The sequence below is a fragment of the Stenotrophomonas sp. LGBM10 genome (genome assembly GCF_046736075.1).
In the GTDB taxonomy this organism is placed as follows: domain Bacteria; phylum Pseudomonadota; class Gammaproteobacteria; order Xanthomonadales; family Xanthomonadaceae; genus Stenotrophomonas.
Map to the genome: position 1 here is coordinate 3,144,099 of NZ_CP177163.1, position 21,675 is coordinate 3,165,773.

Consider the following 21,675-nt stretch of genomic DNA (forward strand, 5'->3'; position numbering starts at 1 on the left):
GCAGAACGGTTCAGCGCATGGTTATGATGGGCGGGACGGGATCACCGCCTGGGAGACAGACTGCAATGAGCGACGGGTTCGTGGCGTTGTACATCTTCATGCTGGCCGCCATCGCCGGCCATGTGATCATTTCACGGGTGCCGGTGATCCTGCATACCCCGCTGATGTCCGGGTCCAACTTCATCCACGGCATCGTGCTGATCGGTGCGATGGTGGTACTGGGGCACGCGCAGACGCCGCTGGAGAAGATCATCGGCTTCATCGCGGTCGTCCTCGGCGCCGGCAACGCGGCCGGTGGCTACGTGGTCACCGAGCGCATGCTCGACATGTTCAAGCCCAGCGCCAAGCGCGACGCCGGGGAGAAGGCACCTTGAACGTGAGCACCGCGCAACTGCTGCACTGGCTGGTGCAGGTCAGTTATCTGGTCGCCGCCACGCTGTTCCTGCTCGGCCTGCAGCGCATGGCCTCGCCGATGACCGCGCGCAGCGGCATCCGCTGGGCCGGGCTGGGCATGCTGATCGCCACCGTGGCGACCTTCTTCCTGCCCGAGCTGCACAACGTGCCGTTGATCCTGGCGGCGGTGGCGATCGGCACCGGGGTGGCGTGGTGGTCGGCCAAGCGCGTGGCGATCACCGACATGCCGCAGATGGTGGCGCTCTACAACGGCATGGGCGGTGGTTCGGCGGCGGCGATCGGTGCGGTGGAACTGCTGCGCTTCTCCTTCCTTGCCAATCGCGATACCACGCACTGGAGCGGGCAGGCCATCGCCGAACTGGCCGCGCGCCAGCCGTCGGCCACGGTACTGGCCCTGGCCATCATCGGCTCGGCGATCGGTGCGGTGTCCCTGTCCGGGTCGATCATCGCCTGGGCCAAGCTCGACGGGCGGCTGGACCGCCGCGTCACCTTCCCCGGGCAGCAGGCGTTCAACCTGGCGGTCGCGGTGGCGATGGTCGGGCTGGGCATCTGGGCCGGGGTGAGCCTGAGTCCGGTGGCGATCATCGCGTTCTTCGCGGTCGCACTCGCGCTGGGCGTGTTGATGACCCTGCCGATCGGCGGCGCCGACATGCCGGTGGTGATCTCGCTCTACAACGCCTTTACCGGCCTGGCCGTGGCGTTCGAAGGGTATGTGCTGGGCAACGAGGCGCTGATCATCGCCGGCATGATGGTCGGCGCGGCCGGCATCCTGCTGACCCGCCTGATGGCCAAGGCGATGAACCGGCCGATCAGTGGCGTGCTGTTCTCCAACTTCGGCGGCGGCGGTACCGCGCAGGAAATCAGCGGCGCGCAGAAGCCGATCGAGGCCAGCGACGTCGCGGCGATGCTGGCCTTTGCCGAGCGCGTGGTGATCGTGCCGGGCTACGGCATGGCCGTGGCCCAGGCCCAGCACAAGGTGTGGGAACTGGCGCAGCGGCTGCTCGATCGCGGCATCAAGGTCAAATTCGCAATCCATCCGGTGGCGGGGCGCATGCCCGGGCACATGAACGTCCTGCTGGCCGAAGCGGGCGTGCCGTATGACCTGATCGCCGACATGGACGACATCAATCCCGAATTCCCCAACACCGACGTGGTGCTGGTGATCGGCGCCAACGACGTGGTCAACCCGGTCGCGCGCACCGACCCGGCCAGCCCGATCTACGGCATGCCGATCCTGGATGTGGTCAACGCGCGCAACGTGGTGGTGATCAAGCGCGGCAAGGGCACCGGCTTCGCCGGGATCGAGAATGCGCTGTTCTATGCCGACAACGCACGCATGCTCTACGGCGATGGCGCCGGTGCGGCCAGTGCGCTGGTCAGCGAGCTGAAGGCGCTCGACGGCGGCCATTGACGGCCATCGGGCGTTCCCGGGGGTGTCGGCCAGCGGCCGGCATCACCGGGCCAGCCAGCCGCCCACCAGCAGCGCGACGGCCAGCCAGATCGCTTCGAGCGGGCCGTTGGCCAGCTGGATCAGGGTGCTGGCCATGAATGGGCCCATCCGCAACGCAGATTCCCACGGATTGAGTCCCATCGAGCCGCCGAGGTAGGCCGATGCGATGAACCAGTTGGCGGCCACTGCCACCAGCAGCGTCGCCAGCACGGTCACCACCACCCGCGTTGCCCCGGGCCGGAACGTTCCCAGCCGCAGCATGAGAACCACGTCCAGGGCCGCCAGAACGGCCATCCAGCCGGCCTGTTGGCCGCTGAGGAGGGCGATGAACAGCCAGGCCAGCGTGGCCGTGGCGATACCAAGCAGCAACAACGGGGGCCAGAGCCAGTGACGGGGCCGGGCAGACACGGACGTGGGCGACATTCGATCTTCCTGTGAGTCCCCACAGGATACCGGCTTGCGTGGCGACCGGCGCGTGGCCGGCGGCTGGGCTAAAATGGCGGCCTTGCGGGAATTGGCCGCGACCCCATATCCATCCACATGTATTCCCGTAGCAGTGAACCTGTCCACTTCGAACGCGACTGCGAGGCCGTCATGGTCCCGCAGGGCGAAACGGTGACGCTGCCGGCAGGCAGTTATGGCTACATCACCCAGGCACTGGGTGGCAGCTATACCGTGTTTGTCGAAGGCAATCTGTTCCGCATCGCCGGCAAAGACGGCGACGCCATCGGCAAGGAACCGCCGCCGGCGCTGGAACTTCCGGAAAACGCCTCCGACGAGGAAGTGGAAAAACTGGTGTGGCAGCAGCTGCGCACCTGTTTCGATCCCGAGATTCCGTTCAACATCGTCGATCTGGGCCTGGTCTATGAAGTGGACCTCAAGCACCTGGACGATGGCCAGCGCGAGGTGGACATCAAGATGACGCTCACCGCGCCGGGCTGTGGCATGGGCGAGATCCTGGTCGATGACGTGCGCAGCAAGCTGGAAATGATCCCGACGGTGGCCGAAGCCGACGTCGAGCTGGTGTTCGACCCGCCGTGGGGCCGCCACATGATGTCCGAGGCCGCCCGGCTCGAAACCGGCATGTTGTAACCGCTCCGCCGCGCGTTTGGTGGTGGTGGCGTTCCCCGTAACCAGAACAGGAAATATCCGGTGTCCCAGTCTTCCGTGAGCTTCAGCACCACCCGTTCGGCCCACCCGCGCAGCAGCGAGGAGCGTGATCGCATTCTGGCCGCGCCCGGTTTCGGCCTGCACTTCACCGACCACATGGTGGAAGTGCGCTGGGACAAGGACACCGGCTGGCACGATGCCAGCGTGCGCCCGTATGGCCCGCTGCAGCTGGACCCGGCCGCCGCGGTGCTGCACTACGGCCAGGAGATCTTTGAAGGCATCAAGGCCTACCGCCACGCCGATGGCTCGATCTGGACCTTCCGCCCGGATGCCAACGGCCGCCGCCTGCAGCGTTCGGCGCAGCGCCTGGCGCTGCCGGAACTGCCGGTGGAGATCTTCGTCGAATCGCTCAAGCAGATGATCGCCGTGGATGCCAGTTGGGTGCCGTCGGCCGACGAATCCAGCCTGTATTTCCGCCCGTTCATGATCGGTGATGAAGCCTTCCTCGGCGTGCGCGGCGCACACAAGGCCGGCTACTACGTGATCGCCAGCCCGGCCGGCCCGTACTTCGCCAAGGGCGTGGCGCCGGTGTCGATCTGGCTGTCCACCGAATACGCCCGTGCGGCCAAGGGCGGCACCGGTGCGGCCAAGTGCGGTGGCAACTACGCCGCCTCGCTGCTGCCGCAGCAGAAGGCACAGGCCCAGGGCTGCTCGCAGGTGCTGTTCCTGGACCCGGTGGAAGGCAAGTACCTGGAAGAACTGGGCGGCATGAACGTGTTCCTGGTCTACAAGGACGGCACGCTGGTGACCCCGGAACTGTCCGGCAGCATCCTTGAGGGCATCACCCGCGAGAGCATCCTGCAGCTTGCCCGCGACCGCGGCATGAAGGTTGAAGAGCGCAAGGTGAGCATCGACGAGTGGAAGCAGGGCGTGGCCTCCGGCGACATCGTCGAAGTGTTCGCCTGCGGTACCGCAGCCGTGGTCACCCCGATCGGCCAGCTCAAGGGCGACGGCTTCTCGGTGGGTGACATCAATGCCCCGGCCGGCGAAGTGACGATGTCCCTGCGCAAGGAACTGACCGACATCCAGTACGGCCGCCTGCCGGACCGCCACGGTTGGCTGGTGCGTCTGGACGCCTGATCCGGCCCTCGCCCTGATCGCGTTTTCCCGGAGGCCCGCTTGGCAACAGGCGGGCCTTCGCGTATCTGCGCCTGCCGCGCGGTGGCATCTGCAAGTCGTTGTTGCGCAACGAGATGTCCGGGTTTTGTCGGGAGAGACAGGAAATGGACTTGAAAAGGCCGTTCATGTGGCGGTTTCTGTCGTGAAAGTTCCTTCACCTTCACAAACCGTTGACCCGAAAAGTCTCAGATCGGAATGTTCACAAGACTGAAAAGGCATTGACACGTTGTTGCGTGGCGGCGAAACCAATAGCGTCCGTCGTCGGGCGGTTTTTGTTAGGGGAAACCGATCCAACAACCGGTCGCGATCACTGCCAGAGATCCGTAGCCACGGATCGCGCCGGATTCTCGCCGCATAGACGGCATCCTTCTTTTTGAAAGGGAAATCCGATGTCTCATGATTCGCAACACCGTTTGCGTCAGCGTGCATTGGTTGTACTGGGCGCGTCCGTACTCACCTCGCTGCTGCTGGCCTCGCCGGCGATGGCCGGTGATGTGCAGCTGAGCGGTTTGTCCTCGGCACCGACCCACCAGCGCTTCATCGTCAAGTACAAGGACGGCAGCAGCGCGATCGCCACACCCACCGCACTGGCCAGCTCGCTCAAGGCAGCCGCCAGCGCCGTACCCGCCGCCCAAGGGCGCGCACTGGGCCTGCAGAAGCTGCGCCAGCTCGCCATCGGCCCGACCGTGGTGAAGACCGATCGCCCGCTCGACCAGGCCGAATCGGAACTGCTGATGCGCCGCCTGGCGGCCGACCCGAACGTCGAGTACGTCGAGGTCGATCAGCTGATGCAGGCGACCCTGGTGCCCAACGACGCGCGCCTGTCCGAACAGTGGGGCTTCGGCACGAGCAACGCCTCCATCAACGTGCGTCCGGCGTGGGACAAGGCCACCGGCGCCGGTGTGATCGTGGCGGTGATCGATACCGGCATCACCAACCACCCCGATCTCAACGCGAACATCCTGCCGGGCTACGACTTCATCAGTGACGCCGCGATGGCGCGCGATGGCGGCGGGCGCGACAACAATGCCAACGACGAAGGCGACTGGTACGGCGCCAACGAGTGCGGCTCGGGCATCCCGGCGTCCAACTCGAGCTGGCATGGCACCCACGTGGCCGGCACCATCGCCGCGGTGACCAACAACAGCACCGGCGTGGCCGGTACCGCGTTCAATGCCAAGGTCGTGCCGGTGCGCGTGCTCGGCAAGTGCGGCGGCTACACCTCCGATATCGCCGATGCCATCGTGTGGGCATCCGGCGGCACCGTCAGCGGTGTCCCGGCCAATGCCAACCCGGCCGAAGTCATCAACATGTCGCTGGGCGGCGGTGGCACCTGCTCCACCACCTACCAGAACGCGATCAACGGCGCGGTGTCGCGTGGCACCACCGTCGTGGTGGCCGCCGGCAACAGCAACACCAACGTGTCCTCGTCGGTGCCGGCCAACTGCGCCAACGTGATCGCGGTGGCCGCCACCACCTCGGCCGGCGCCCGCGCCAGCTTCTCCAACTACGGTGCCGGCATCGACATTTCGGCCCCGGGCCAGGCGATCCTGTCCACCCTCAACAGCGGCACCACGGTGCCGGGCACGGCCTCCTACGCGTCCTACAACGGCACCTCGATGGCGGCGCCGCATGTGGCGGGCGTGGTCGCGCTGGTGCAGTCGGTAGCGCCCACGGCGCTGTCGCCGGCGGCAATCGAAACCCTGCTCAAGAACACCGCGCGTGCATTGCCGGGCGCGTGCACCGGCGGTTGCGGTGCGGGCATCGTCGATGCCGATGCGGCGGTCACCGCGGCCCTCAACGGCACCGGCCCTGGCCCGGGCACCGGCACGGTGCTGCAGAACAACGTCCCGGTCACCGGCCTCGGCGCCGCCAGCGGCGCATCGCTGGCCTACACCGTGAACGTACCGTCGGGCAGCGCGCAGCTGAAGGTCACCATTGCCGGTGGCAGCGGCGATGCGGACCTGTACGTGCGTTCGGGCAGCGCCCCGACCGACACCGTGTACACCTGCCGCCCGTACCTGAGCGGCAACAATGAAACCTGCACCATCAGCGCCCCGGCAGCGGGCACCTGGCATGTGCGGGTGAAGGCCTACTCGACCTTCTCGGGCCTGAGCCTCACCGCCCAGTACTGATCGACCGCTGCAACGAAGACGCCCCGGCATGCCGGGGCGTCTTCATGTCCGGCAGGCGCCTGCGCGGCCTCAGGCTTCCTCGAAGCGGTTGGCCGCCACGTTCTTGCGCACCTGCTCCGGATTCCAGATGCGGCCGTTCATGGCGATGTACACGCCGCTGGCCAGCGACTGCACCGCGCCGATCGCACAGCCGATGTTGAACTCCGCATCCGACCCACGGAAGCGTGCCGGGCTCAGCGCGCCGGTCATCACAATGGTCTTGTCCGCGATCGACTTGAGCACCTTGCCGGTCTGCACCATCGAGTCGGTGCCGTGGGTGACCAGCACGTGGCGGGTCGGCTGTGCGGCGATGGTTGCGCGGATCAGCTCGCGGTCGTCATCGGTGATGTGCAGCGAATCCTTGCGCAGGATCGGAATCACGTTGAAACGGAAGGTCACGCCCAGCTCGCGCAGGATCATCCCGATCTGGGGATCGCCGATCTGGTAGTCCGACTTGTCGTCGAAGTAGATCTTGTCGATCGTGCCGCCGGTGGTGATGATCAGTAGTTCTTCCATTGCAGCAATCCTGGGTTGACGGTGAGCCGCGCGGAACCGCCCGCGCCCGGACGCCATGATACCGCGCGATCCCGAAGAGCCGCCCGCTGGCCGGTACGCCACCCAACGCCCGATATGCCGCCTTCGCCCGTATGCCGCCCGTCGCCCGGCATGCCGGCCGCTGGCCCGTTACTCCCGCCGCTGGCTTGGTAGTGCCGGCCGCTGGCCGGCTCCACCGCCGCCCCTCAACCCTTCCTGCCGAACCGCCGACGCAACCCCGGTGCGCTGGCCACGGCGATCACCGCCAGCGCCAGCAGCAGCTCGATCCAGGCCCACAGCGCGATCTCCGGATGGCTCCAGGCGCTCATCACCCCGTGGCTGAACCAGAACAGCGCCAGCACGCCGGCCCAGAACGCGGCCTTGCCCCGGCGCAGCAGCACGCCCACGGCCAGCAGCAGCGGCGGTGCGGTGAACACCAGCTGCGTGGCCAGCCAATGCTTGTCGTGCGCGAACCACAGTGCGTACAGCCCGGCCAGCGCCGCCAGCAGCAGGGCGAGCACGACCTCGGTCGCGCGCGCGCTCATGCCAGCCGCCGTGCGATGTCGGCCACACGCCGGCCCAGTGCCCGCGCCAGGATCGCTTCGTCTTCGCTCGGCGTCGGGTCGTCGTTGGCACCGGCCACGTGGCTGGCGCCGTAGGGGGTGCCGCCGGTGGTGGTATGGCTCAGGGCGGGCTCGGTGAAGGGAATGCCGACGATCAGGCAGCCGTGGTGCAGCAGCGGCACCTGCATCGACAGCAGGGTCGACTCCTGGCCGCCGTGCAGCGATGCAGTCGAGGTGAACACCGCCGCCGGCTTGCCGGCCAGCGTACCGTTCACCCATTCGGCACCCAGCCCGTCCAGGAAGTGCTTCACCGGGGCGGCCATGTTGCCGAAGCGGGTGGGGCTGCCGAGGATCAGGCCGTCGCACTCGGCCAGGTCGTCCACGCTCACGTAGGGCGCACCCTCGTCGGGCACCGGCGGCCGCGCGGTCTGGGTCACCGCTGCCACCGGCGGCACCGTGCGCAGGCGCGCGGCCATGCCGGGTACTTCGCCGATGCCCCGCGCAATCTGGCGGGCAAGCCGGGCCACCGAACCGCCGCGGCTGTAGTACAGCACCAGGATCTCCGCCATCGCGCCTTCATCTCATCTTGGGGACCAGCAGCCAGTATGGCGATGCGGCGGGCGCAGGGCGAGCGCGACCGATGCGTCCACGTTTCGCCGCATCGGGTACCCTTGCGCCGATGGAACCTCTGGACACCCTCAACCTGTGGATGGAGCGTGTGCGGGATCGCGCGCGCGCCGCCAGCTTCGGCCGCTTCCTGTGGCGCCGCTTCCTCGACGACCGCCTGTTCCAGGCAGCCGCGTCGCTGGCCTACACCACCGTGTTCGCGCTGGTGCCCCTGGCCATCGTGGTATTCGGGGTGCTCTCGGCGTTCCCGGTGTTCGACCGCTGGAGCGACCAGCTCAGCGACTATGTGTTCTCCAACTTCGTGCCCAATGCGGCGCGCGCGGCCGAGGGCTATCTGCGCCAGTTCTCGGCCAGTGCCGGCCAGCTCACGGCGGCCGGCTTCATCGCACTGGTGGTGTCGCTGCTGATCACGCTCAACAGCGTCGAGCAGACCTTCAACCAGATCTGGCGGGTCAGCTCGGCGCGTCCCAAGCTCACGCGTTTCCTGGTCTATTGGACGGTACTGACGCTGGGCGCGATGCTGGCCGCCGCCTCGCTGGCGGTGTCGGCACGGGTGTTCGCGTTGCCGCTGTTCGGCACCAGCGAAGGCCGCTGGCTGGCCAACCTGTCGCTGGGGCTGGCGCCGGTACTGATCGAATTCGTCTGCATCATGCTGGTCTACCGCGTGGTTCCGCACCACACGGTCAAGTGGCGGCATGCGATCCCCGGCGCGATCCTGGCCGCGGTGATGCTCGAACTGGTGAAGTGGGGCATGGGCGCCTACCTGGGCAGCTTCCAGTCCTACCAGAAGCTCTACGGCACGGTGGCCTTCGTGCCGATCCTGCTGCTGTGGATCTACCTGTGCTGGGTATCGGTGCTGCTGGGCGCGTCACTGGCGTCCTCGATCGCCGCGTTCCGCTACCAGCCGGCGGACCTGCGCCTTCCCACCGGCTATGAGATCTACGGCCTGCTGCGTCTGATCGGGCGGTTCCAGCAGGCGCGCCAGAACGGACGCAGCCTCGACGACGACGAAATCCTGAGGCTCGAGCCGATGCTGACCGATTCGCTCCTGCAGACCATGCTGTGCGACCTCGAAGCGATCCGCGTGGTGCGGCGCGACGAGCAGGGCGAATGGCTGCTGGCGCGCGACCTGGACAAGCTCACGCTGTCGGATCTGTACGAAACCACCCAGATGCGCATCCCGGTCAAGGAAGCGTATCTGCCCTACCGCGACGACAGCCTGGGCGATGCCTCGGTGGCCGCGCTGGACGCGCTGCGCCTGCCGCTGCGCGAACTGCTCAAACGCCGCGTCAGCGACATCTATACGAACCTCGGAGACAAACCATGACCACCAAGCCCTTGCTGCTTGCGCTGGGCCTGCTGGCGCTGACCGCGTGCAACAAGCCCGCCCCGACCGCGCAGCCCGAACCGGCCCCGGCGCCGGCGCCGGCGGCCGCTCCTGCAGCGGATACGGCGCCCGCGCCCGCGGCCGCCCCGGACACCGACCGGCGCACCGTGGAACGCCCCCGCCTGAAGCTCAAGGCGCTGGACGGCACCGACTACGACCTGGCCGCGCACCGCGGCAAGTGGGTGGTGGTGAACTTCTGGGCGACCTGGTGTGCGCCATGCCGCAAGGAAATGCCGGAGCTGTCCGCGCTGCACGCCATGCGCGACGAGATCGAGGTCGTGGGCCTGGCCTACGAGGACATCGAACCGGCCGAGATGAAGGCATTCCTGGAGAAGCGGCCGGTGACCTATCCGATCGTCATCGTCGACACGTACAACCCGCCGGAAGACTTCGCGATTCCGCGTGGCCTGCCGCTGACGTACCTGATCGCGCCGGACGGCACGGTCGCCAAGGAGTACCTCGGCCCGGTCACCGCCGCCGACATCGAAAAGCGCATCGCCGCCAGGTAACCGGGCGCGCCCGCGCGGGCGGCACGCACCGCGCAGGCGCCCGCTGCCGGGCAGAGCCCGGCACTACGTGTCGATCCCCGCATCGCGGTGGACCCGCGTTGATCATCCCCGCATCGCGATGGACCCGCGTCGATCATCACCGCGTCGCGATGGACCCGCGTCGATCATCACCGCATCACGATGGACCCGCGTCGATCATCCCCGCGTCGCGATGGACCCGCGTTGACCATCCCCGCGTCGCGATGGACCCGCGTTGATCCCCGCGTCACGCTGGCCTCGTAGAGCCGGGCTCTGCCCGGCTGCTCTCCGATCCGACCCCGCACATCGCACCCGCGCGTGTGGCACGCACCGCGCAGGCGCCCGCTGCCGGGCAGAGCCCGGCACTACGTGTCGATCCCCGCATCGCGATGGACCCGCGTTGACCATCCCCGCATCGCGCTGACCTCGTAGAGCCGGGCTCTGCCCGGCTGCTCTCCGATCCGGCCCCGCACATCTCACCCGCGCGGGTGGCACGCACCGCGCAAGCGCCCGCTGCCGGGCAGAGCCCGGCACTACGTGTCGATCCCCGCATCACGATGGACCCGCGTCGATCCCCGCGTCACGCTGGCCTCGTAGAGCCGGGCTCTGCCCGGCTGCTCTCCAATCCGCCCCCGCACATCTCACCCGCGCGAATGGCACGCACCGCGCAGGCGTCCGCTGCCGGGCAGCGCCCGGCACTACGTGTCGATCCCCGCGTCGCGATGGACCCGCGTTGATCATCCCCGCATCACGCTGGCCTCGTAGAGCCGGGCTCTGCCCGGCTGCTCTCCGATCCGCCCCCGCACATCTCACCCGCGCGAATGGCACGCACGGCGCAAGCGCCCGCTGCCGGGCAGCGCCCGGCACTACGGGGTGTCGAAGTCTTCGATCGGTTTCAGGACGCCGAAATGCTCCGTGTGCAGCTTGCCTTTCAGCGGCGGCAGCGCCAGCACGGGTTCGTCCACGCGGGTGTCGGGCAGGCGGTCCAGCAGGTTGCGGATCAACCCCAGCCGGCCGCGCTTCTGGTCGTTGAAATCGACCAGCGTCCACGGCGCCTCCTCGCGATGGGTGGCGCGCAGCATCGTCTCGCGCGCTTCGGTGTAGGCGCTGTACTTGCTGCGCGATTTCAGGTCCACCGGCGACAGCTTCCAGCCCTTGAGCGGGTCCAGGTGGCGCTCGGCGAACCGCTTCTCCTGTTGCGCCTGGTCCACCGTCAACCAGTACTTGAACAGCACGATGCCATCGTCCACCAGCAGCTTCTCGAACACCGGCGCCTGCGCCAGGAACGCGCGGTACTGCGCTTCGGTGCAGTAGCCCATCACATGCTCCACGCCAGCGCGGTTGTACCAGCTGCGGTCCATCAGCACGATCTCGCCGGCGGCCGGCAGGTGCGACACGTAGCGCTGGAAATACCACTGGGTACTTTCGCGGTCGGTCGGCTTGGGCAGTGCCACCACCTTGCACTGGCGGGGATTGAGGTGTTCGGCGATGGCCTGGATCGCGCCGCCCTTGCCGGCGGTGTCGCGGCCTTCGAACAGCACCAGCACGCGCTGGCCGGTGTGCTGCACCCAGCGCGCCATCGCGGTGAGTTCCAGCTGCATCGGTTCCAGCAGTGCCTGGTACGCCTTGCGCTTGAGCTTGCCCATCCACCCGCCCCGCTCGTTGTCGTGGAGGGTCGAGCCTAGCGCACCACAGGCTCAGGCCACGTGTTCGCCCTGCCAGCCGCGCTCGCGTGCCATGCCTTCCACGGCCGCCGTGAAATCCACGGCGAAGGCGGCCATGTCGAACAGACCGCTGTCTGCGCGTCGCTGCGCGAGTTCGGTGCGCAGGGCCTGCAGCGCCTGCGCATCCTTGCCGAGCTGGATCGCCGTGGCGACGAAGGCGCGGTCATCGGCGGCATTCATCCGGTCCAGTCCCAGGTGGTGGTTGAGGCTGCCCGCCACGCGCGCGGCGAACGTGGTGCCCGGGCAGGTCAGCACCGGGCATCCGGCCCACAGCGCATCGGAGGCGGTGGTATGGGCGTTGTAGGGGTGCGTATCCAGGAACAGGTCGGCGTGCTGGTAGCGGGCCAGGTACTCGGGGTGGGGCAGGCGCGGCATGAATACCAGGCGTGCCGGGTCCAGGCCTGCCTGGCGAGCCGCCGCACGCAGCCGCGCATCGGCGTTGCCCGGGCCGGACAGCAGCCACAGCACACTGCCCGGTACGCCCTGCAGCACCGCGAACAGGCGCTGCATGCTGCGCGGGTTGAGCTTGTAGCTGTTGTTGAAGCAGCACAGCACCACGCCGTGTTCGGGCAGGCCGCACTCGGCGCGCGACGGCGGCAGTGCCATCGCGCGCGTGTTGTCCGAGGGCTGGAACGCGCGCGGCAGGCGCCGGACCTGTTCGCTGAAGGCCGGTGCCAGCGCCTCGGGCAGCACGAAGGCATCGGCCAGCACGTGGTCGATCCACGGCGCGCCGGACGTGCCCGGATACGCCAGCCAGTTCACCTGTATCGGTGCCGGACGCATCGCCAGCACCTGCGGCGTGCCACCGCCGCCCCAGCCGCGCAGGTCGAACAGCACATCGATGCCGGCGTCGCGGATGCACGCGGCAACGCCGTCGTGGGGCTGCCCGCCCACCGCGTGCAGCACGCTGGCCGCTGCCTGCAGGCGTGCGCGGATGTCGCTGCCGTCGTCGCCGTTGAGCGCGAACAGATGCAGTTCCAGCCGGTCGACCAGAGCGAGCTGCTCGAACAGCGCCACGGTCAGCAACCCGGTCGGATGCGCGCCGAAGCCATTGGAGAGGAAGCCGACCCGCAGCCTGCCGCGACCGCGCACCTGTGCAGGCGGCAATGCCGCCACGTCCGCGCCGACCGCTGCCGCGCGCTGGCGCGCACAGGTCAGCTGTTCGGCGGCGCTGGCGTCCTCACTGAGGAAGGCGAATGGCTCGACCACCGCTTGGCCCTGCGCCACGGCCTGCCGGACCTGCGCGGACAGCCGGTCCAGATCCCGCCAGTCGCACAGGCGGCGCTGCCAGTTGAGCAGCTGCGCGGTGATATAGGGCTCGGCCGGCAGCAGGCGGTGCGCATGGCGGTAGGCATCGGCAGCGGCTTCGGGCTGGCCGGCATCCTCCAGCGCATGGCCGAGCCACAGGGCGATGCCGGGATGCTGCGGTACCTGCTCGGCCGCCCGGCGCAGCAGTGCGGCTGCTTCGCCGGGGTGGCCCTGCATCCAGCGGGCCCGCCCGAGCCGGGCCAGTGCTTCGGGATGATCGCCGCGCAGCCGCAGCGCCTGCGTGGCTGCGGCCGCGCCACGGGCGACGTCGCCGGCTTCCAGTTCGGCGTCCGCCAGCATGACCCACGCGATGAAGTCGCTCGGCTGGCGCTGCACGGCCTCGCGCAGCTGCCGCCGTTCCTGGTCCGGTGCGGTCACGCTCAGGGACCGGCTGCCAACTGCGCCAGTTCGTCGGCCTGATGCTCGTGGATCAGCCGTTCCACCAGCGTATCGAGCTCACCGGCAATGATGTTGGGCAGGTCGTACAGCGTCAGCCCTTCAACGCGGTGGTCGGTGATCCGGCCCTGCGGGAAGCTGTAGGTGCGGATGCGCTGGCTGCGGTCGCCACTGCCCACCTGCAGGCGCCGGCTCTCGGCGGTGGCGGCGGCCTGCCGGCTGCGCTCGGCATCGAGCAGCTGCGCCTTCAGGCGCTTCATCGCTTTGTCGCGGTTGGCATGCTGGCTGCGCTCGGTCTGGCACTCCACCACCACGCCGGTCGGCAGGTGGGTGATGCGGATCGCCGATTCGGTCTTGTTGACGTGCTGGCCGCCGGCGCCGGACGAGCGGTACGTATCCACCCGCAGGTCGGCCGGATTGATCGTCACGTCCTCGACATCGTCGGCTTCGGGAATGATCGCCACGGTGGCCGCCGAGGTGTGGATGCGTCCCTGCGATTCGGTGGCCGGCACGCGCTGCACGCGGTGCGTGCCCGATTCGAACTTCAGCTTGGAGTACGCGCCGCGGCCGACCACCCGGGCCACGATTTCCTTGTAGCCGCCGTGCTCGCCGGGGCTGTCCGATTCGACCTCCACCTTCCAGCCCTGGCGTTCGGCGTAGCGCGCGTACATGCGGAACAGATCACCGGCGAAGATCGCCGCCTCGTCGCCGCCGGTACCGGCGCGCACTTCCAGGAACAGGTTGCCGTCATCGCGCGGGTCGCGCGGAACAAGCAGCAGTGCCAGGTCCTGGTCGAGCTGTTCCAGGCGCTGCTGGGCCGCGGTGATTTCCTCTTCGGCCAGCTCGCGCAGGTCCGGCTCGGCGCGCATCGCCTCGGCGGCGGCAAGGTCGGCCTTGGCACGGGCTTCGTCGGCCAGTGCAGTGGCGATCGGCTGCAGCTGCGAGAACTCGCGCGAGAACGCACGGAAGCGGTCGTTGTCGCCGACCACGGCCGGGTCGGCAAGCAGGCGTTCGAGTTCTTCGCGGCGCTCGGCCAGCGCTTCCAGCTTACGGCGCAGGGTCGGCGTCATCATTCCTCACAACAGGGTGCTGGTAGCCCGGCTTGGCCGGGAACAGGCGCTCGGCGGCGCGGGTCAGGTCAGTATCGCCGCTCAACGCTGCCGCGCGCAGCGCGGCCGTCGGCGGGTGCAGCAGGCGGTTGGTCAGGCCGTGCGCGAGCAGTTCCAGCACTTCCTCGGCGGGCTTGCCGTGAGCCAGCTGCTGGCGGGCTTTTTCCAGCATCTCCACCCGGGTCGCCTCGCCGTAGGCGCGCAGCTGCCGCAGGGGCGCCTGGTGGGCGCCGGCCTGCAGGGTTTCCACGAACCGGGCGACCTGCAGGTCGATGATCGCTTCGGCCTCGGCGGCGGCTTCGCGGCGGCTGCGGCGGTTGTCTTCGACCGCCCGCTCCAGGTCGTCCACGGTGTACAGGAAGGCGTCGTTGAGGTCGCCCACGCCGGATTCGATATCGCGCGGTACGGCCAGGTCGAACAGCAGCATCGGCTTGTGCCGGCGTGCCCGCAGCGCGGCGGCGACATGCGCCTTGGCGATCACCGGCTCGCGTGCGGCGGTGGCCGAGAACACCACGTCGGCTTCGCCCAGGTGGCGTTCCAGTTCGGTCAGCGGCAGGGCAACGCCACCGTGGCGGCTGGCCAGGTCCTGGGCGTGGGCGAGGGTGCGGTTGGCGATCAGCAGCCGGCGCACGCGGCCCTCGCTGAGGTGGCGCGCGGCCAGCTCGATGGTCTCGCCCGCGCCCACCAGCAGCACCGTGGAATCTTCCAGCCGGGCGAACGAGTTCTGCGCCAGGCGCACCGCCGTGGAGGCCACCGATACCGGATTGGCGCCCACCCGCGTATCGGTGCGGGCCCGCTTGGCCACCGAGAAGGTCTGCTGGAACAGGCGGTCCAGGCGCTGGCCCAGCAGGCCGTGGTCGCGCGCGGTGGCCCAGGCATCCTTCACCTGGCCCAGGATCTGCGGTTCACCCAGCACCATCGAATCCAGCCCGGTGGCCACCCGGAACAGATGGCGTACCGCGTCTGCGTCGGCGTGCTGGTACAGATAGCCGTGGAGCTGGCCGGCGTGGGTTTCCAGCCAGTCGGCCAGGGCCTGCCCGGACTCGGCGATGGCATACAGCTCGGTGCGGTTGCAGGTGGACAGCAGCACCGCTTCGGCCACCTGCGGGGTGTCGCGCAGCGAGGCGAGCGCCCGCGGCAGCGCATCGCCGCCAAAGGACGCGCGTTCGCGCAGTTCCACTGGCGCGGTCTGGTGGTTCAGTCCGAGCACCCACAGGGTCATTGTTCAGTTGCTTGCGATAAGCTGCTGGCCATTCAAGTCGTCATTTTAAGGCTCAGATGCCCCCGATGCCCGCATTGATTCGCATCTCCAGCGTTCTGCTGCTGTCTTTGTTCACTGCCAACGCCCTGGCGGCCCGTCCGGCCACGGTTCCGGCGGCCAAGGACCGCGCCGCCGAGCCTGCCTCGCTGACCCCGGTCATGGCGGGCGAGTTCGCCCTCCAGGCGGGCAAGCTGGAGGACGCGGCACGCTGGTACCTGGAAGCGGCCGAGGCCGGCCGCGATGACGCCGGGCTGGCCGAGCGCGCCACCCGCATCGCCATGCTTGCCAACGATGATGTCCGTGCCGCGCGGGCGCTGAAGCTGTGGGAGGCGCGCGCACCGCGCTCGCTGGCCATGCGCAGCAGTGCCGCGGCCCTGGCCATGCGCCAGAACCAGGTGAAGACGGCCCAGGCCGAACTGGTGGCGCTGCTGCGCGATCCGGACCCGCGCGGCTGGAAGTTCGCGATCGCCGCCCTGGTCGGTGGCGGCAGCGACCCGGCCGTGCCGGCCCAGGTGCTGGGAGGGCTGGTGGAGGCCAATGCGATCCCCGACACCCTGGAAGCCTGGCAGGAGTTTGGTCGCCTGGCGCTGCGCATGGACAAGCCCGAGCTGGCCCGGCGCATGGTCGACGAAGTGGTCCGCCGCTTCCCCGATGAGCCGCGCGTGGCCCTGCTGCACGCCAGCCAGTTGAGCCAGTCCGGTAAGACCGACGAGGCGCTGGCGCTGCTGCGCGGGGTGGAACCCAAGACCGCGCAGGACCCGGAACTGCGCAACGCCGTGGCGATCACCTACGACGCGATGGGCGAATCCAAGGCGGCCGAGCGCGTGCTGTCGGTCGGCCCGCAGGACGTGCAGACCTACGGCATGCGGGCCTCGCTGCTGGCCAAGCAGAACGACACCACGGCGCTGCTGGCGCTGTACACCGAGCTTTCGGGCAAGGCGACCAAGCCCGATCCGGCCCAGCGCCTGCTGCTCGGCAAGATCGCCGAGTACCTCAAGCGCCCGGCCGAAGCCGTGGAGTGGTACCACGGTGTACCCGGCGGCCCGGAACGCGATGAAGCGCGCCTGCGCGCGGCCAACGCCCAGTACGAGCTGGGCCGCACCGACAAGGCCCTGGCCGAAGTACATGCGATCCAGTCCGATGCCACGGTCGATGACGAGGCGCGGCGCGATGCCTATCTGCTTGAAGCGGAGCTGCGCCAGCGCGGCAACGACGATGCCGGCGAGCTGGATGCCCTCGGCCGCGGCCTGGCCGCCTACCCCGACGAGAACGCCCTGCTGTATGCCCGCGCCCTGGCCTGGGAGCGCCGCGACGACATCGCCCGCGCCGAGGCCGACCTGCGCAAGGTGCTGGTGACCGATCCGGAAAACGTGGCCGCGCTCAACGCGCTGGGCTACACCCTGGCCGACCGCACCCAGCGTTACCAGGAGGCGCTGGAGCTGATCGATCGCGCCCGGGTGGCCGAGCCGGACAACGCGGCCATCGTCGACAGCTACGGCTGGGTGCTCTACCGCCTGGGCCGCAACGAACAGGCGCTGGTGCAGCTGCGGCGCGCCTGGAGCCTGGCCAAGGACGCCGAGATCGCCGCCCATGTGGGCGAAGTGCTGTGGGTGCTCGGCCGCAAGGACGAGGCCCGACAGTTCTTCGATGAAGCCCGCAAGCTGGACCCTGACAACCGCGCCCTGCAGCGCGTGATCGAGAAATACGGCGTATGAACCTGCAGTACCTGAAACCGGCCGTGGCCTTCGTCGCGGCGCTCTCGCTGTCGGCGTGCGTGTCGCTGGATGAGCGCAAGGCCCCCTCGGCACCCGCAGTGGTGACCACCGTGTCGGCCGAGGCGCAACAGGCCGAACGTGCCCGCGTCGCCGCCGTTCTTGCGCAGCCGCAGTGGGCGTTCCAGGGCCGGGTGGCCATCAACAAAGGGCGCAACGGCGGCAATGGCCGCATCGACTGGCAGCAGCAGGCCCGTCAGTACGTGGTCGAGCTGAGCGCGCCGGTGACCCGCCAGAGCTGGAAGCTGACCGGCGATACCCACCACGAAGGGGGGCGTCTGGAGGGGCTGGACGGCGGGCCGCGCCAGGGCGACGACGCCCAGCAGGTGCTGCTGGAGGCCACCGGCTGGGACATTCCGGTCAACCAGCTGCCCGACTGGGTGCGTGGCCTGGTGGCCGACGACGCGGCGCCGGCCGGGCAGGTCGAGCGTGACGGCGATGGCCGCCCACGTCGCGTGGAGCAGATGGGCTGGCAGGTCCAGTACCTGGACTGGTACCCGGCGGAGGGCGATCGCCCGGTGCTGCCGCGGCGGATCGAGGCGGTCAACGGCGACGCCAAAGTGCGCCTGGTGGTCGACAGCTGGGTGCTCGGCACCCCATGAGCGCGCCGGACCTGAACGCGGGCTGGTCGCACTGGCCGGCCCCGGCCAAGCTGAACCTGTTCCTGCACATCACCGGCCGCCGCGCCGACGGCTATCACCAGCTGCAGACCGTGTTCCGCCTGCTCGACTGGGGTGACCGGCTCCGCGTGCGGGTGCGCGGGGATGGCCAGGTCCGCCGCGACGGGCCGTCGGTGGCCGGTGTGGCCGAGGCCGACGACCTCGCGGTGCGTGCGGCGCGCCTGCTTCAACGTGTCGCCAACGTCCGTCAAGGTGCGGACATCGGCATCGAAAAACACATTCCGGCCGGCGGTGGCTTCGGCGGCGGTTCGTCCGATGCGGCCACCGTTCTGGTCGCCCTGAACCACCTGTGGGGGGCGGGCCTGGACGTGGACGCGCTGGCGGCGCTGGGCCTGCAGCTCGGTGCGGATGTGCCGGTGTTCGTGCGCGGCCACAACGCGTGGGCCGAGGGCGTCGGTGAACAGCTCACGCCGATGGACCTGTCGCCGGCCTGGTACGTGCTTGCCGATCCGGGCGTTCACGTCCCGACCGCTGCGCTTTTCGCATCACCGGATTTGACGCGCGATGCCCCAGTGGCGAAAATAGAGGACTTCGCTTCCGGGTCTTTGCTCGGGAATGCGTTCGAGCCGGTCCTGCGCCGCCGCGAGCCCGCCGTAGAGGCGGTGCTGGTGGCGTTGAGCAGTATCGGCCGGGCACGACTCACCGGGTCGGGAAGCGGTTGTTTCGTCGAGTTCACCACGCGCGCTGCCGCCGAGCAGGCGTTGGCGGAGTTGCCGGAAGGACTGCGGGCATGGGTGGCTGCGGGCGTGGAGCGCTCGCCACTGCTTGATGTACTCGAGCGTTATTGATTTTTGATGCAGGGGCGTCGCCAAGAGGCCCAAGGCACCAGGTTTTGATCCTGGCATTCGGAGGTTCGAATCCTCCCGCCCCTGCCACTTGCGGATGTTTTGCCGCGAACCCTTGCGCACGCGATCTGCGCGGGCGCGGTCGAACCTCCGCAGTGTCGTCACCGCCGACGCCTCCGGGTGCCTGCGGCAGAGTTCTCCGCCAATCGCTCCCGCCCGAGACCGTCCCATGATGCAAGAATCCCCCAACCTGCTGGTATTTTCCGGCAACGCCAACAAGCGCCTTGCGCAGAGCATCTGCAAGGAACTGGGGGTGCGACCGGGCAAGGCACTGGTCTCGCGCTTCTCCGATGGTGAAGTGCAGGTGGAAATCGAAGAGAACGTCCGCAAGCAGGACGTCTTCGTGATCCAGCCGACCTGTGCCCCCAGCGCCGAGAACCTGATGGAGCTGCTGGTGCTGATCGATGCGCTCAAGCGCGCCTCGGTCAACAGCGTCACCGCGGTGGTGCCGTACTTCGGCTACTCGCGCCAGGATCGCCGCATGCGTTCGTCGCGTGTGCCGATCACGGCCAAGGTCGCCGCCAAGATGTTCAGCGCCGTGGGGGCCGACCGGGTCCTGACGGTGGATCTGCATGCCGACCAGATTCAGGGTTTCTTCGACATGCCGGTCGACAACGTATATGCCTCGCCGCTGCTGCTCGCCGATATCTGGCGCGCGTACGGCACTGAAAACCTGATCGTGGTGTCCCCGGACGTGGGTGGTGTGGTGCGCGCGCGCGCCGTCGCCAAGCGCCTGGACGACGCCGACCTGGCGATCATCGACAAGCGCCGTCCGCGCGCCAACGTCTCCACCGTGATGAACATCATCGGTGACGTCGAAGGCAAGACCTGCGTGATGGTCGATGACATCGTCGATACCGCCGGCACCCTGTGTGCGGCCGCTGCTGCCCTGAAGGCGCGCGGCGCCCTCAAGGTGGCTGCGTACTGCACCCACGCCGTGCTCTCGGGCCCGGCGGTGGACAACATCAACAACTCCCAGCTCGATGAGCTGGTGGTGACCGACACCATCCCGCTCAACGAAGCGGCGCGGGTGTGCAGCAAGATCCGCCAGCTCAGCGTGGCGGAGATGCTGGCCGAAACGATGCGCCGCATCGCCTTCGGCGAGTCGGTCAGCTCGCTGTACGTGGATTGATGCTGTCGAAATGAAATTTCCGGCTGCCGGCAACGGCAGACGGGTCCCGGGTACGTCTGGTCGCGGACGTACCTTCAACCGCCACGCCTTCGGGCACGGCAACTACTGGTAGTGCAAACATGTCGAAGACTCATGAAATCAAGGTCACCGCTCGTGACGTGCAGGGCAAGGGTGCGAGCCGCCGCCTGCGTCACGCCGGCGTGATCCCGGCCGTTGTGTACGGCGGCGACGCCGCTCCGATCAACATCAACCTGGACCACAACCAGATCTGGCTGGCCCAGCAGAACGAGTGGTTCTACTCGTCGATCCTGGACCTGAACCTGGACGGCCAGGTCACCAAGGTGCTGCTGCGTGACATGCAGCGCCACCCGTTCAAGCAGCTGATCATCCACCTGGATTTCCTGCGCGTGAACGAGAACGAGGCCCTGACCGCCAACGTCCCGCTGCACTTCATCAACGAAGACACCTCGCCGGCCGGCAAGGCTGCCGACGTCGTGGTCACCCACGAACTGAAGGAAGTGACCATCTCCTGCCTGCCGAAGGACCTGCCGGAATCGATCGACGTCGACCTGGCCGACCTGAAGGCCGGTGACGTGATCTACCTGTCGGACATCAAGCTGCCGAAGGGCGTCGAGATCCCGGCCCTGGCCCAGGGCAAGGACCACGACGACGCGATCGTCACCGCCAAGCTCGGCAAGGAAGACGCTGCCGACGAAGCGCCGGCTGCAGAGTAAGTGGTTGCGGCGTCTGTCCTTCGGGGCAGGCGCCGTTTCTGTATGTGCCGGCACAGGGCCGGTACCGACGAAGAAGAGTGATGACAGGATTGCGATTGATCGTTGGTCTGGGCAACCCCGGACCCGAGCACGCCCAGACCCGGCACAACGCCGGGTTTCGTTTCATTGACGCCCTGGTCGAACAGGCCGGCGCGCGCTGGAGCGTGGACAGCAAGCTGTTCGGCGAGACCGCCAAGGTCGACATCGCCGGGCAACCGGTATGGCTGCTCAAGCCCGCCACCTTCATGAACCTCAGCGGCAAGTCGGTCACCGCCGCGCAGCGCTTCTGGAAGATCGAACCCGAAGAAACCCTGCTGGCGCACGATGAGCTGGACCTGCCGCCCGGCGTGGCACGGCTCAAGTTCGACGGCGGCCACGGCGGCCAGAACGGCCTGCGCGACACCATCCGCCTGCTGGGGCATGGCAGGTTCCATCGCCTGCGCATCGGCATCGGCCATCCCGGTCACAAGGACCGCGTGGTTCCGTGGGTGCTCGGCCGCGCCGGCAAGGACGACGACGTGCTGATCGGCCACGCCATCAACGACGCCATCGACGTGCTGCCCTTGGCGGTGAGGGGTGACTACAGCGAAGCCATGAAGCGCCTGCACACCCCGAAATGAGCGGTAGGTACCGGCCGTGGGCCGGTACGGAAAATGATCGGTAAAACGGTGCCCGCCGGCGCGCCCTTTTACCAATCACTTTCACCCCAG

Annotated in this window: 21 protein-coding genes and 1 tRNA gene; 14 read left to right on the forward strand and 8 right to left on the reverse strand. The window is 68.5% G+C overall.

Annotated features, from left to right (window positions below):
- Positions 1-65: 65 nt before the first annotated feature.
- Both ACLB90_RS13520 and ACLB90_RS13525 read left to right on the forward strand, forming a co-directional pair.
- Positions 66-374: an NAD(P) transhydrogenase subunit alpha gene (locus ACLB90_RS13520; protein WP_019182396.1), complete on the forward strand. Its 309-nt coding sequence runs from the start codon at positions 66-68 to the stop codon at positions 372-374.
- Positions 371-1,825 (forward strand): NAD(P)(+) transhydrogenase (Re/Si-specific) subunit beta, encoded by a 1,455-nt coding sequence (locus ACLB90_RS13525; protein ID WP_411849984.1) that lies wholly within the window; start codon positions 371-373, stop codon positions 1,823-1,825. Before ACLB90_RS13520 ends, ACLB90_RS13525 begins: the two co-directional genes overlap by 4 nt.
- Before the next feature lie 42 nt (positions 1,826-1,867).
- Here the strand turns inward: ACLB90_RS13525 and ACLB90_RS13530 are convergent, their stop codons facing one another.
- The gene (locus ACLB90_RS13530) at positions 1,868-2,287 is read right to left on the reverse strand and encodes a hypothetical protein (protein WP_411849985.1); all 420 of its coding nucleotides are present in this window, start codon (positions 2,285-2,287) and stop codon (positions 1,868-1,870) included.
- 117 nt (positions 2,288-2,404) lie between these two features.
- On the opposite strand from ACLB90_RS13530, the gene sufT reads away from it, so the two are divergent.
- The 3 genes from sufT to ACLB90_RS13545 all read left to right on the forward strand — a co-directional run bounded on the left by sufT (position 2,405) and on the right by ACLB90_RS13545 (position 6,288).
- A complete protein-coding gene (sufT, locus tag ACLB90_RS13535; protein ID WP_411849986.1) occupies positions 2,405-2,956 on the forward strand; it encodes a putative Fe-S cluster assembly protein SufT in 552 nt (183 codons plus the stop codon).
- A gap of 60 nt (positions 2,957-3,016) precedes the next feature.
- A complete protein-coding gene (locus ACLB90_RS13540) occupies positions 3,017-4,114 on the forward strand; it encodes a branched-chain amino acid aminotransferase (RefSeq protein ID WP_411849987.1) in 1,098 nt (365 codons plus the stop codon).
- A 428-nt stretch (positions 4,115-4,542) separates the two neighbouring features.
- Positions 4,543-6,288 carry a S8 family peptidase gene (locus tag ACLB90_RS13545; protein WP_411849988.1) on the forward strand — a complete coding sequence of 582 codons (1,746 nt, stop codon included), beginning with the start codon at positions 4,543-4,545 and terminating at the stop codon, positions 6,286-6,288.
- Positions 6,289-6,357: 69 nt separating this feature from the next.
- On the opposite strand, the gene ACLB90_RS13550 is transcribed toward ACLB90_RS13545, so the two are convergent.
- From ACLB90_RS13550 to wrbA, 3 genes are all read right to left on the reverse strand, one after another.
- A complete protein-coding gene (locus tag ACLB90_RS13550) occupies positions 6,358-6,843 on the reverse strand; it encodes an asparaginase domain-containing protein (RefSeq protein WP_411849989.1) in 486 nt (161 codons plus the stop codon).
- Positions 6,844-7,067: 224 nt separating this feature from the next.
- Positions 7,068-7,406: a DUF2069 domain-containing protein gene (locus ACLB90_RS13555; RefSeq protein WP_411849990.1), complete on the reverse strand. Its 339-nt coding sequence runs from the start codon at positions 7,404-7,406 to the stop codon at positions 7,068-7,070.
- Positions 7,403-7,993, reverse strand: a complete 591-nt coding sequence (gene wrbA, locus ACLB90_RS13560) for an NAD(P)H:quinone oxidoreductase (protein ID WP_411849991.1) — start codon at positions 7,991-7,993, stop codon at positions 7,403-7,405. Before wrbA ends, ACLB90_RS13555 begins: the two co-directional genes overlap by 4 nt.
- 110 nt (positions 7,994-8,103) lie before the next feature.
- Between wrbA and ACLB90_RS13565 the strand changes: the two genes are divergently transcribed.
- Positions 8,104-9,378 carry a YihY family inner membrane protein gene (locus tag ACLB90_RS13565; RefSeq protein WP_411852762.1) on the forward strand — a complete coding sequence of 425 codons (1,275 nt, stop codon included), beginning with the start codon at positions 8,104-8,106 and terminating at the stop codon, positions 9,376-9,378.
- Complete coding sequence (locus ACLB90_RS13570; RefSeq protein ID WP_411849992.1) at positions 9,375-9,947, forward strand: TlpA family protein disulfide reductase; 573 nt, start codon at positions 9,375-9,377, stop codon at positions 9,945-9,947. The genes ACLB90_RS13565 and ACLB90_RS13570 overlap by 4 nt, the downstream gene beginning before the upstream one ends.
- Positions 9,948-10,831: 884 nt before the next feature.
- Here ACLB90_RS13570 and ppk2 read toward each other — a convergent pair.
- The 4 genes from ppk2 to hemA are packed head-to-tail and all read right to left on the reverse strand — an operon-like array spanning position 10,832 to position 15,724.
- Positions 10,832-11,611, reverse strand: a complete 780-nt coding sequence (ppk2, locus tag ACLB90_RS13575; RefSeq protein WP_411849993.1) for a polyphosphate kinase 2 — start codon at positions 11,609-11,611, stop codon at positions 10,832-10,834.
- Between the two features lie 51 nt (positions 11,612-11,662).
- Positions 11,663-13,375 carry a tetratricopeptide repeat protein gene (locus ACLB90_RS13580; RefSeq protein ID WP_411849994.1) on the reverse strand — a complete coding sequence of 571 codons (1,713 nt, stop codon included), beginning with the start codon at positions 13,373-13,375 and terminating at the stop codon, positions 11,663-11,665.
- Positions 13,376-13,377: 2 nt separating this feature from the next.
- Complete coding sequence (gene prfA / locus ACLB90_RS13585; protein WP_411849995.1) at positions 13,378-14,463, reverse strand: peptide chain release factor 1; 1,086 nt, start codon at positions 14,461-14,463, stop codon at positions 13,378-13,380.
- A complete protein-coding gene (hemA, locus tag ACLB90_RS13590) occupies positions 14,441-15,724 on the reverse strand; it encodes a glutamyl-tRNA reductase (RefSeq protein ID WP_411849996.1) in 1,284 nt (427 codons plus the stop codon). The genes prfA and hemA overlap by 23 nt, the downstream gene beginning before the upstream one ends.
- A 65-nt stretch (positions 15,725-15,789) precedes the next feature.
- Here hemA and ACLB90_RS13595 point away from each other — a divergent pair, with 65 nt between their 5' ends.
- The 7 genes from ACLB90_RS13595 to pth all read left to right on the forward strand — a co-directional run bounded on the left by ACLB90_RS13595 (position 15,790) and on the right by pth (position 21,585).
- Positions 15,790-17,478: a tetratricopeptide repeat protein gene (locus tag ACLB90_RS13595; RefSeq protein ID WP_411849997.1), complete on the forward strand. Its 1,689-nt coding sequence runs from the start codon at positions 15,790-15,792 to the stop codon at positions 17,476-17,478.
- Positions 17,475-18,137, forward strand: a complete 663-nt coding sequence (lolB, locus tag ACLB90_RS13600; RefSeq protein WP_411849998.1) for a lipoprotein insertase outer membrane protein LolB — start codon at positions 17,475-17,477, stop codon at positions 18,135-18,137. Before ACLB90_RS13595 ends, lolB begins: the two co-directional genes overlap by 4 nt.
- Complete coding sequence (ispE, locus tag ACLB90_RS13605; protein WP_411849999.1) at positions 18,134-19,003, forward strand: 4-(cytidine 5'-diphospho)-2-C-methyl-D-erythritol kinase; 870 nt, start codon at positions 18,134-18,136, stop codon at positions 19,001-19,003. Before lolB ends, ispE begins: the two co-directional genes overlap by 4 nt.
- A 10-nt stretch (positions 19,004-19,013) precedes the next feature.
- Positions 19,014-19,090 (forward strand) — tRNA-Gln (locus tag ACLB90_RS13610).
- A 142-nt stretch (positions 19,091-19,232) separates the two neighbouring features.
- A complete protein-coding gene (locus tag ACLB90_RS13615; RefSeq protein ID WP_026070818.1) occupies positions 19,233-20,192 on the forward strand; it encodes a ribose-phosphate diphosphokinase in 960 nt (319 codons plus the stop codon).
- Positions 20,193-20,311: 119 nt separating this feature from the next.
- Positions 20,312-20,926, forward strand: a complete 615-nt coding sequence (locus ACLB90_RS13620; RefSeq protein WP_411850000.1) for a 50S ribosomal protein L25/general stress protein Ctc — start codon at positions 20,312-20,314, stop codon at positions 20,924-20,926.
- Positions 20,927-21,006: 80 nt separating this feature from the next.
- The gene (gene pth, locus ACLB90_RS13625) at positions 21,007-21,585 is read left to right on the forward strand and encodes an aminoacyl-tRNA hydrolase (RefSeq protein ID WP_411850001.1); all 579 of its coding nucleotides are present in this window, start codon (positions 21,007-21,009) and stop codon (positions 21,583-21,585) included.
- The last annotated feature ends 90 nt before the right edge of the window (positions 21,586-21,675 follow it).